Source organism: Streptomyces sp. NPDC085946, assembly GCF_044540485.1.
Taxonomy (GTDB): domain Bacteria; phylum Actinomycetota; class Actinomycetes; order Streptomycetales; family Streptomycetaceae; genus Streptomyces.
The window spans coordinates 1-1,259 of record NZ_JBITSF010000072.1; the positions used below are offsets into that span (position 1 = coordinate 1).

Genomic DNA, 1,259 nt, shown 5'->3' on the forward strand with positions numbered 1-1,259 from the left:
TCATCAGGTTCGCGGGTGACTCGGGTGACGGGATGCAGCTCACCGGGGATCGTTTCACCGCGGAGACCGCGTCGTTCGGCAACGACCTGTCGACGCTGCCGAACTTCCCGGCCGAGATCCGGGCGCCCGCCGGCACCCTGCCGGGGGTCTCCTCGTTCCAGCTGCACTTCGCCGACCACGACATCCTCACCCCCGGTGATGCGCCGAACGTGCTGGTGGCGATGAACCCGGCGGCGCTGAGGGCGAACATCGGCGACCTGCCGCGCGGCGCGGAGGTGATCGTCAACACCGACGAGTTCACCAGGCGGGCGATGCAGAAGGTCGGCTACGCCACCTCGCCGCTGGAGGACGGTTCCCTGGACGGCTATCAGGTGCATCCGGTGCCGCTGACCACGCTGACGGTGGAGGCGCTCAAGGAGTTCGACCTTTCCCGCAAGGAGGCCGAGCGCAGCAAGAACATGTTCGCGCTCGGGCTGCTGAGCTGGATGTATCACCGGCCCACCGAGGGCACCGAGACGTTCCTGCGGTCGAAGTTCGCGAAGAAGCCGGACATCGCGGCGGCGAACATCGCGGCGTTCCGGGCGGGCTGGAACTTCGGGGAGACGACCGAGGACTTCGCGGTCTCCTACGAGGTGGCCCCGGCCGCCGCGGCGTTCCCGCCGGGGGTGTACCGCAACATCTCGGGCAACCTCGCGCTGTCCTACGGGCTGATCGCCGCGTCCCGGCGGGCGGAGCTGCCGCTGTTTTTGGGGTCGTATCCGATCACTCCGGCCAGTGACATCCTGCACGAGCTGAGCCGGCACAAGAACTTCGGTGTGCGTACCTTCCAGGCCGAGGACGAGATCGCCGGCATCGGCGCGGCGCTGGGGGCGGCCTTCGGCGGGTCGCTGGCGGTGACGACCACGTCCGGGCCGGGGGTGGCGCTGAAGTCGGAGACGATCGGGCTGGCGGTGTCGCTGGAGCTGCCGTTGCTGATCGTGGACATCCAGCGCGGCGGGCCCTCCACGGGGCTGCCGACCAAGACCGAGCAGGCCGATCTGCTGCAGGCGATGTACGGCCGCAACGGCGAGGCGCCGGTCCCGATCGTCGCGCCGCGCACGCCCGCCGACTGCTTCGATGCGGCGCTGGAGGCGGCCCGGATCGCGCTGGTCTACCGCACCCCGGTGTTCCTGCTGTCGGACGGCTACCTGGCCAACGGCTCCGAACCCTGGCGCATCCCGGAACCGGACGAACTCCCGGACCTCACCGTGCGGTTCGCG

Annotated in this window: 1 protein-coding gene; it reads left to right on the forward strand. The window is 70.0% G+C overall.

The window, feature by feature from the left end; all coding sequences use genetic code 11:
• Positions 1 to 2 precede the first annotated feature (2 nt).
• Positions 3 to 1,259, forward strand: a 1,257-nt coding sequence (locus ACIF8T_RS40500; RefSeq protein WP_400042498.1) for a 2-oxoacid:acceptor oxidoreductase family protein, incomplete at its 3' end; no start/stop codon positions are given.